The 9,644-nt window shown below is 74.4% G+C and carries 8 protein-coding genes; 4 read left to right on the plus strand and 4 right to left on the minus strand.

The window, feature by feature from the left end; all coding sequences use genetic code 11:
* Positions 1 to 97: 97 nt before the first annotated feature.
* Both HYE82_RS29220 and HYE82_RS29225 read right to left on the minus strand, forming a co-directional pair.
* Positions 98 to 931: an inositol monophosphatase family protein gene (locus tag HYE82_RS29220; RefSeq protein ID WP_179177188.1), complete on the minus strand. Its 834-nt coding sequence runs from the start codon at positions 929 to 931 to the stop codon at positions 98 to 100.
* Positions 932 to 944: 13 nt separating this feature from the next.
* Positions 945 to 2,114, minus strand: coding sequence for a ferrochelatase (locus HYE82_RS29225; RefSeq protein ID WP_179177189.1), 1,170 nt, complete (start codon positions 2,112 to 2,114; stop codon positions 945 to 947).
* Positions 2,115 to 2,283: 169 nt separating this feature from the next.
* On the opposite strand from HYE82_RS29225, the gene HYE82_RS29230 reads away from it, so the two are divergent.
* From HYE82_RS29230 to sepH, 3 genes are all read left to right on the plus strand, one after another.
* Complete coding sequence (locus HYE82_RS29230) at positions 2,284 to 3,564, plus strand: MFS transporter (protein WP_179177190.1); 1,281 nt, start codon at positions 2,284 to 2,286, stop codon at positions 3,562 to 3,564.
* Positions 3,491 to 4,843, plus strand: coding sequence for a D-arabinono-1,4-lactone oxidase (locus HYE82_RS29235; RefSeq protein ID WP_179177191.1), 1,353 nt, complete (start codon positions 3,491 to 3,493; stop codon positions 4,841 to 4,843). Before HYE82_RS29230 ends, HYE82_RS29235 begins: the two co-directional genes overlap by 74 nt.
* A gap of 624 nt (positions 4,844 to 5,467) precedes the next feature.
* Entirely contained in the window at positions 5,468 to 6,508 is a 1,041-nt protein-coding gene (gene sepH / locus HYE82_RS29240; RefSeq protein ID WP_179177192.1) for a septation protein SepH, read from the plus strand.
* A gap of 262 nt (positions 6,509 to 6,770) precedes the next feature.
* Here the strand turns inward: sepH and HYE82_RS29245 are convergent, their stop codons facing one another.
* Positions 6,771 to 7,616, minus strand: a complete 846-nt coding sequence (locus tag HYE82_RS29245; RefSeq protein ID WP_179177193.1) for a sulfurtransferase — start codon at positions 7,614 to 7,616, stop codon at positions 6,771 to 6,773.
* Between the two features lie 175 nt (positions 7,617 to 7,791).
* Between HYE82_RS29245 and HYE82_RS29250 the strand changes: the two genes are divergently transcribed.
* A complete protein-coding gene (locus HYE82_RS29250) occupies positions 7,792 to 8,607 on the plus strand; it encodes a VOC family protein (protein WP_179177194.1) in 816 nt (271 codons plus the stop codon).
* 343 nt (positions 8,608 to 8,950) lie between these two features.
* Here the strand turns inward: HYE82_RS29250 and HYE82_RS29255 are convergent, their stop codons facing one another.
* Positions 8,951 to 9,601: a thymidine kinase gene (locus HYE82_RS29255; protein WP_179177195.1), complete on the minus strand. Its 651-nt coding sequence runs from the start codon at positions 9,599 to 9,601 to the stop codon at positions 8,951 to 8,953.
* Positions 9,602 to 9,644 lie beyond the last annotated feature (43 nt).

The raw sequence follows: 9,644 nt of genomic DNA on the forward strand, positions 1-9,644 counted from the left end.
CCCCCGGACCCCGGCCGCCCGCAGGCGGCCGGGGTCCCTGCACGTCCCGGCCTGCCCGGCACTCCCGCCGGACTCCGTTCCGGGCCGCGGCGGGCGTTCAGTCGTGCCAGGCCCCGGCCGCCTCCAGCAGCGGCTGCAGCGCCTCGAACACGGCCGGCGTGCCCGCGAGCGCCAGCTCGCCCGAGGCGGGCCGCCCCGGCCGGCCGCCGGTCAGCGCCCCCGCCTCGCGGGCGATCAGCACCCCCGCCGCCAGGTCCCAGGGGTTGAGCCCGCGCTCGTAGTACGCGTCCAGCCGCCCCGCGGCCACGTCGCAGAGGTCGATGGCCGCCGACCCGCCCCGCCGGATGTCGCGCACCCGCGGGATCACCTGCTGCGCGACGTCCGCCTGCTGCGCCCTGCGGGGCTGGAGGTAGGCGAACCCGGTCGCCACCAGGGCCTGGTCCAGCGGTGCGGCCGCCCGGCACGCGAGCCGGGTGTCCCCCAGCCACGCCCCGCCGCCGAGCACCGCGTGGAAGGTCTCCCCGCGCATCGGGGCCGCGACGACGCCGGCCAGGGTCTCCCCCTCGTACTCGGCCGCGATGGACACGCTCCAGGAGGGGAGGCCGTACAGATAGTTGACGGTGCCGTCCAGCGGATCAACGATCCAGCGCACCCCGCTGGTGCCCGGCCGGTCCGCGCCCTCCTCGCCCAGGAGCCCGTCGTTCGGCCGCCGACGCTCCAGGACACGGGTGATCAGCTCCTCCGCGGCGAGGTCCATCTCGGTCACCACGTCGATCGGGCTGCTCTTCGTCGCGGCCACCGCCAGATCGGCCGGCCTGCCGTCCCGCAGCAGCTCGCCGGCGGCCCGGGCGGCCTCCCGGGCCACCTCCAGCAGCTCGGCGGCCAGCCCGTCCGGGGCCCCGGCGGGCCCTGCGTGCGTCTGCGATGTCACGGTTCGCTCCCCCTTACGCGTACGGGCTGTCGGCCCCTGCGGCCGCCGGCCGGGCGGTCCGCGCCGGGCAGCAGCCGACCGGGCACAGGTCGTGGCTCGGGCCGAGCAGCCCCAGGGCGCACCGCTCCACGGGCTCGCCCCGCTCCGCCGCGGCCCGTTCCAGCAGCAGCTCCCGGACCGCCGCCGCGAAGCGCGGGTCGGCGCCGACCGTCGCCGAGCGCACCGCCGGCAGTCCCAGCTCCGCGGCCTTGGCCAGGGCCTCGGTGTCGAGGTCGTACATGACCTCCATGTGGTCCGAGACGAAGCCGATCGGGACCATCACCACCGCCGGCGCGCCGGCCCCGTGGAGTGCCTCCAGGTGGTCGCAGATGTCCGGCTCCAGCCACGGGACGTGCGGGGCACCGCTGCGGGACTGGTAGACGAGCTCCCAGGGCAGCTCGGTGCCCGTCTCGGCGCGCACCGCGTCCGCGATCACCTCGGCGACGTCCAGGTGCTGCCGTACGTACGCCCCGCCCTCGCCGCCGGCGGTGTGGTCGCCGGCCGGGCCGGAGGTGTCCGCGGCGGCGGTCGGGATCGAGTGCGTGGTGAAGGCCAGGCGGGCGCCCGCGCGCACCTCTTCGGGCAGCGACTCCAGTGCCGCCAGCACGCCGTCGATCATCGGCTGCACGAAGCCGGGGTGGTTGAAGTAGTGCCGCAGCTTGTCCACCCGCGGCAGGTCGGCGACGCCCTCCTGCTCCAGGGCGGCCAGTGCGTCGGCGAGGTTCTCGCGGTACTGGCGGCAGCCCGAGTAGGAGGCGTAGGCGCTGGTCGCCAGCACCGCGATGCGCCGGCGGCCGTCGGCGGCCATCTCCCGCATCACGTCGGTGAGGTACGGCCCCCAGTTGCGGTTGCCCCAGTAGACGGGCAGGTCCAGTCCGTGCTCGGCGAAGTCCTTGCGCAGCGCCTCCAGCAGCAGCCGGTTCTGCGCGTTGATCGGGCTGACCCCGCCGAAGCCGAAGTAGTGCTGCCCGACCTCCTTGAGCCGCTCGCGCGGGATCCCGCGCCCGCGCGTGACGTTCTCCAGGAAGGGGACGACCTCGTCGGGGCCCTCCGGGCCGCCGAAGGAGAGCAGCAGGAGGGCGTCGTAGGGGCCGGCAGGACCTTGGGCCGGGGGCGCGGCGGCGGCACGGAGCTGGTCTGACATGCCTCGAATCCTGCCACCCGGCCCCTGGGGCGGGGAACGGGGCCCGCCGCGCTCCGGCTCCGCGAACGCAGGTAAGGTAAACCTAACTTCCTGTCTGGACAACCCCCGTGCGGGCGCCTGTCGGCACACGTAACCTGTATGGGCCAGCGACGTCCCTTACGGAGGGCCCTTGCCCAGTCCCTACCGCGCCATCTTCGCCGCCCCCGGCACGAAGGGGTTCAGCACGGCCGGCTTCATAGGCCGGATGCCGCTGTCGATGGTCGGCGTCGGCATCCTCACCATGATCTCCGAGCTCACCGGCCGCTACGCGCTGGCCGGCGCGCTCACCGCGACCCTGGCCCTGTCCGCCGCCGTCGTCGGACCGCAGGTGTCCCGCCTGGTGGACCAGTACGGCCAGCGGCGCGTGCTCCGCCCGGCGACCCTGATCGCGCTCGCCGCCGTCGCCGGACTGCTGCTGTCCGCGGCGAACGGGCTCCCGGACTGGACCCTGTTCGTCTTCTCGGCGCTGGCGGGCTGCGTGCCGAGCGTCGGCTCGATGATCCGCGCCCGCTGGACCGCGATCTACCGCGACCGGCCCCGCGAACTGCACACGGCGTACTCCTTCGAATCCGTCGTCGACGAGGTCTGCTTCATCTTCGGCCCCATCCTCGCCATCGGCCTGTCGACCACCTGGTTCCCCGAGGCGGGGCCGCTGATCGCCGCGCTCTGCCTGCTGGTGGGCGTCTGGTGGCTCACCGCGCAGCGCGCCACCGAGCCGCCCCCGCACCCGCGCGACCCGGCCGCCGACCGCACCTCCGCGCTGACCTCCCCCGGCCTGCAGGTGCTGATGGCCACGTTCGTCGCGACGGGCGCGATCTTCGGCTCCATCGACGTGGTCACCCTGGCCTTCGCCGAGGAGCAGGGCCACAAGTCCGCGGCCAGCTTCATCCTCGCGATCTGGGCGGCCGGCTCCTGCATCGCGGGCATCGTCTTCGGCCTCCTCCACCTGAAGGGGAAGGCCGAACGCCGTTGGGTACTGGGCGTGTGTGCGATGGCCGTGAGTATGATCCCCCTCCTACTGGCCGGGAACCTGCCGTTCTTGGCCGTGGCGCTCTTCGTCTCGGGCCTCGCGATCGCTCCCACGATGATCACCACGATGGCCCTGATCGAGGCGCACGTACCACGCGCGAAGCTGACCGAGGGCATGACCTGGATCAGCACCGGCCTCGCGGTCGGGGTCGCGCTCGGGTCCTCCGTGGCCGGCTGGGTCATCGACGCCGCCGGCGCGAAGACCGGGTACGTCGTCTCCATCTCGGCGGGGACCGCCGCGGCGGCGGTCGCGTTCGCGGGTTACCGCCGGCTGACGAGGCCGGCGCAAGGGGAGGAGCCAGCTGACGATGGGGACGGTCACAGCAGGACGGCAGCAACCGGGGACACCGGGCACACCGCGGAATCCGGCAGCGTGGCGTAACTGGGCGGGCAACGTCACCGCCCGGCCGGCGCGGGTGGTGGCCCCGGCCTCGGTCGGGGAGGTCCGGGAGGCCGTGCGGCGGGCCGCCGAGGACGGGCTGCGCGTGAAGGCGGTCGGCACCGGACACTCCTTCACCGCGGCGGCCGCCACCGACGGGGTGCTCCTGCGCCCCCAGGCACTCACCGGGATCCTCGGCATCGACCGGGCCGCCGGCACCGTGACGGTGGCGGCGGGCACGGCACTGAAGGACCTCAACCGGGCCCTCGCCGCCGAGGGCCTGTCGCTCACCAACATGGGCGACATCATGGAGCAGACGGTCTCGGGTGCGGCCGGCACCGGCACCCACGGCACCGGCCGCGACTCCGCCTCCATCGCCGCCCAGATCCGCGGCCTGGAGCTGGTCACCGCGGACGGCCGGCTGCTGACCTGCTCCGAGAAGGAGCACCCGGAGGTCTTCGCGGCCGCCCGGATCGGTCTCGGCGCCCTCGGCGTCGTCACCGCGATCACCTTCGCCGTCGAGCCGCTGTTCTTCCTGACCGCCCGTGAGGAGCCCATGCGCTTTGACCGGGTGACCGCGGAGTTCGAGGAGCACTTCGCGGAGAACGAGCACTTCGAGTTCTACTGGTTCCCACACACCGGCAACTGCAACACCAAGCGCAACAACCGCAGCCAGGGCCCCGCCGCCCCGCCCGGGCCGGTGAGCGCCTGGATCGAGGACGAGCTCCTGTCCAACGGCGTCTTCCAGGCCGTCAACTCGCTGGGCCGCGCCGTCCCGGCGGCCATACCCGCCATCGCCCGCGTCGCCAGCCGCGCCCTGTCCGCCCGCACGTACACGGACATCCCGTACAAGGTGTTCACCAGCCCGCGACGGGTGCGGTTCGTGGAGATGGAGTACGCCCTTCCGCGCGAGCACGCCGTCGCGGCGCTGCGGGAGCTCAAGGCGGTGGTCGACCGCTCCCGGCTGCGCATCAGCTTCCCCGTGGAGGTGCGCACCGCCCCTGCGGACGACATCACGCTGTCCACGGCCTCGGGGCGGGACACGGCGTACATCGCCGTGCACATGTACAAGGGCACCCCGTACCAGGCCTACTTCACCGCCGCCGAGCGCATCTTCACCGCATACGGCGGGCGGCCGCACTGGGGCAAGGTGCACACCCGGGACGCGGCGTACTTCGCCGAGGCCTATCCGCGGTTCGGCGAGTTCACCGCCCTGCGGGACCGGCTGGACCCGGACCGGCGCTTCGGCAACGACTACCTGCGGCGGGTGCTGGGCGACTGAGGCCGCCGCGGGATCCCGGGCCGGCACCGTGCGCGGTGCGGTGTGCGCCGTGCGTCGTGCGGTGTGCGCCGTGCGCGCGCGGCGGCGGGCCCGGATCCCACCCCTCCGTTCCTGTCCCCCCGTCACCCGGTGTGTGTCCCACCACTCTTGGACTCCCGTGCCCATCGCTCCCCGGAGTCACGCGACTCCCGGGCGAAAGGAAAGACTCCGTTTCTGCGGACTCCGCGCACCAAGTCGCCCGAAAACGGGCACGATCGCCGGTCCGGCGCGATCCGGGGCAGCCCAACCGCCGCCCACACCGGCAATTTCGGCGGCGCGGCGGTCCACCGCGGTGGCCCGAATGGAGTACTGTGGCGACGCCTGGGGCCGTCCTTCCTTTCGGCTGTCCGGACCCGGGAGAGGGGGCCGGTTGACGGAGAAAGCGGCACTCGGACCGGTGATGCCGCGGCATTGCACGGGCGCCTGCTGCGCACAGTAACCATCCGGTCACTGTGCGTACCCAACAGGTAACCGTGCCATAACGGCGATCAAGGGCGCATGCCCGACACGCCGGTTGAACTCGGCAAGGTTGTGGCAGGCTGCACCCGGGCAGGCCACACTCGACTAGCGGAAGCAGCGACGCACGTGACGTCGGCAGGCACCACCCGGGAGGTCCCCATGCCCGAACTGCGTGTCGTGGCCGTCTCGAATGACGGCACACGACTGGTGCTCAAGGCTGCGGACAGCACGGAATACACCCTTCCGATCGACGAGCGGCTTCGGGCTGCCGTGCGCAACGACCGCGCGCGCCTGAACCAGATCGAGATCGAGGTGGAGAGCCACCTCCGCCCCCGCGACATCCAGGCGCGCATACGGGCCGGCGCCTCCGCGGAGGAGGTCGCTCAGCTCGCCGGCATCCCCGTCGACCGCGTACGCCGCTTCGAGGGCCCGGTGCTGGCCGAGCGTGCGTTCATGGCGGAGCGGGCCCGCAAGACCCCCGTACGCCGCCCCGGCGAGAACACCGGCCCCCAGCTCGGCGAGGCCGTGGCGGAGCGGCTGCTGATGCGCGGGGTAGAGAAGGACTCCGTCCAGTGGGACTCCTGGCGCCGCGACGACGGCACCTGGGAGGTCCTGCTGGTCTACCGGGTCGCGAACGAAACCCACTCGGCGAGCTGGACCTACGACCCGCCGCGCAGGCTGGTCGTGGCCGTGGACGACGAGGCCCGCGCGCTGATCGGCGAAGCCGACGACCTCCCGACGACCCCGGAGCCGAGCTACCCGTTCGTGCCGAGGATCGCCCGGCTGCCGCGGGACCGGCCGCTCGACCGCACCCTCGACCGGCCGGAGCGCCCCGTTGCGCCCGCGCCGGAACCGGAGGAGGAGCGGGACACGCTCACCAGCCTGCTGGAGGCGGTGCCGAGCTTCCGCGGCGACCTCGTGGTCCCCGAACGCGACGACCCCCCGGCGCAGGAGGCGGAGGCCGAAGAGCCCCCGGCCGCCTCGGCGGGCGCGGGCGCCGCGTACGCGGACGTCCTCATGCCGCGGACGGTTGCCGGCCACCGTGACCGGCTGACCGGCACCACGGACCGCCAGGCCGAAGCCGACGGCGTCCGCCCGGGCCGCCGCGCGGCGGTCCCCAGCTGGGACGAGATCGTCTTCGGCACCCGGCGCAAGAAGCAGGAGTAGCCCCCGCGCGGGATGCCACCGCGCGGGCTGGGTCCTCCCGCCCGCGCCGGGGGCACACCCGGCGGCAGCCGGGGCAGTTCGAGCGCACTCGCAGTCGAGCGCACCGGGCGCGCAGCGGCCGAAACGGGGTCCGGGGCGGGGTCCGGGACGGAGCCCCGCCACGCGGCGGAGCCGCTTGTCCGCTGCCACCAGAAGGGCGGGACCGGGGGAAAGGCCGCGCACCGGCCCTCGGGACACGGTCGGCCCGCCCCGCCCCCGCCCGCTACTGCGGGTCCGGGCCCGTGGCCACCGGCCGCTCCGGGTCCGAGGACCACTCCGACCAGCTGCCGGCGTACAACGCTGCCGGGATGCCGGCCACCTCCAGCGCCAGCACCTCGTGCGCCCCCGACACGCCCGAACCGCAGTACACACCCACCGGGACGGCGCCGCCCGCGCCCAGCCCGGTGAAGCGGGCCCGCAGCTCGTCCGCGGGCAGGAACAGCCCGTCCGGGCCCGTGTTCTCCGTCGTCGGCGCCGACACCGCCCCGGGGATGTGCCCGCCGACCGGGTCGATCGGCTCCACCTCGCCCCGGTAGCGCTCCCCCGCCCGCGCGTCGAGCAGGATCCCGCTGCGCGCCAGGGCCGCCGCAGCGTCCGCGTCGAGCAGACCGACACCTCCCGGACTTGGCTTGAAATCGCCCTCGGCAGGAGCCGGCGGCTCATCCGTCAGCACACCACCCGCCGCGGTCCACGCGGCCAGGCCCCCGTCCAGCACCCGGACCCGCGTGTGACCCGTCCAGCGCAGCAGCCACCACGCGCGGGCGGCGGCCCAGCCCAGGCCGCCGTCGTACACGACCACGTCCGTGTCGGCGCCGACCCCAGCCCGGCGCATGACCGCCCCGAACCCGTCCGGGTCCGGCAGCGGGTGCCGCCCGCCCGACCCCGGCGGACCGGCCAGTTCGCGGTCCAGGTCGACGTACACGGCACCCGGCAGGTGGCCGGCCTCGTACGCGGACCGCAGGTCGGGGCCGCCCAGCTGCCAGCGGACGTCCAGCAGCACCGGCGGCCGCGGACCGGCCAGCCCGGCCGCCAGCTCGGCGGCGGAGAGAATCGCAGAGTTCGCAGTCATGCAGCCATCTTCCTCCCCGCCCCGCAGCCCGCGTGACGAGTCCGCTGCCGACGGGCCGCACCGATTCGGTCATCTAACCCCGCTCCGGCGAATCCCGGCCGGTCGGGGCGCGCCGGACCCGCCGGAGTGAAACCATCTGGTCCGGCACAGCCCCACAAGGGAGGAGACTGCTGACATGACCGAGGCAGCACACGCGACGCGGCGCCCGCCCGGCACCCCGTGCTGGTCGAGTCTGATGGTGCACGGCCTCGGGACCACCGAGGCCTTCTACACCGACCTCTTCGGCTGGGAGTACGAGCCCGGCCCCGAACCCTTCGGCCCGTTCGTCCACGCCCTCCTCGGCGGCCGGGAAGTCGCCGGGATCGGCGAGATGCCGCCGGACCGGCACCTTCCGGTGGCCTGGACGACGTACTTCGCCACCGATGACGCCGACGCGGCGGCCGAGGCGGTCCGCTCGTGCGGCGGCACGGTCGCCGTGGGCCCGCTCGACGCGGCCGGCGCGGGCCGGACGGCGATCTGCTCCGACCCGTTGGGGGCGGTCTTCGGGCTCTGGCAGGCGGAGGAGCGCATCGGGACCCGGCTGTCCGGCGTCCACGGCACCCCCGTGTGGGCCGAGCTGGTCACCCAGGACACCACGACCGTCGGCAAGTTCTACGAGCACGTCTTCGGCCACGAGGCCGTGCACCGCACCACGGCCCCCGCCTCGGCCGCCCCGGCCGCCGACTTCGACTACCTGACCCTGCTCCTGGACGGCCGGCCCGTCGCCGCCGTGCACGGCGTCGGGCGCTCCCTGCCGCACGACCGCGGGCCGCACTGGATGACGTACTTCGCCGTCGACGACGTCGACGCGGCCGCGGCCCTGGTGCACCGGCTGGGCGGGCGCGTGGTCCAGCCGCCCCGCGAGGGCCTCACCGGCCGGGTCACCACCGTCACGGACCCGGAGGGCGCCCTGCTGGCCCTCGTCGAGCTCCGCCCCGGCAACGGCCTCTGAGCGGCCCCGCTCCGGGCGTCAGGCTGCCGTGGACTCCTCCTCGGAAACGACGCGACGATCGCTGCAGAAGCCCCGCCGCCGGTTCACGGCGGTGCCGCTACGGGGGGCGGTTCCGCCTCCGGCACCTGCGCCCGCGTCGACGCCGTGTCGGCCGGTGTGCGGGCGGCCACCCCGCCCGATTCGCCTTCCACCGCCCCGGTCCGGCCGGCGACCCGCCGGCCGATCACACCACGGCGTTCCGGGAGGCGCCCGCCCGTGCCCTGCACACGGCAGGGGCTCCTCCCTCCCCCGGTCACGACGGCGGGGGGGAGGAGGTCGTCCGCGCTGCAGCCCGTTGCGGCCTTCAGGCGGGGTTGACCGGCAGGACGTCGGGGGAGATCGCGGCCGCGCGCGCAGCGGCGCTCGTCATGCGGCGACGGTGGTGGCGGCGGCACAGGACCTCGTAACCGACCTCCTCCGGCGACTGGTTGACATCGCCGACGACGACCTGCTCACCCTCGACGACCATCTCGCCGCCGACCGTGCGGGCGTTGTGCGTGGCGCGCGCCCCGCACCAGCACATGGCCTCCACCTGGAGGGTCTCGATCCGGTCCGCCAGCTCGATCAGCCGCTGCGAGCCCGGGAAGAGCTTGGTGCGGAAGTCCGTGGTGATGCCGAAGGCGAAGACGTCGAGCCCCAGGTCGTCCACGATCCGGGCCAGCTGGTCGATCTGCTCGGGGGCGAGGAACTGCGCCTCGTCCACGATCGCGTAGTCGACCTTGCCGCCCTGCGACATCTGGGCCACGAGGTAGGCGTACAGGTCCATGCCCGGCGCGGCCTCGACCGCCTCCGTGACCAGGCCGAGGCGGGAGGAGAGCTTGCCCTGACCGGCGCGGTCGTCACGCGTGAAGATCACGCCCTGCAGCCCCCGCGCCGAGCGGTTGTGCCCGATCTGGAGCGCGAGGGTACTCTTCCCGCAATCCATCGTGCCGGAGAAAAACACCAGTTCAGGCATGGAGGAAACGGGACCTTCCGGGTCGTGGTGGGGAGTGTGGGGC

This window comes from Streptomyces sp. BR123, from assembly GCF_013401435.1.
GTDB lineage: Bacteria > Actinomycetota > Actinomycetes > Streptomycetales > Streptomycetaceae > Streptomyces.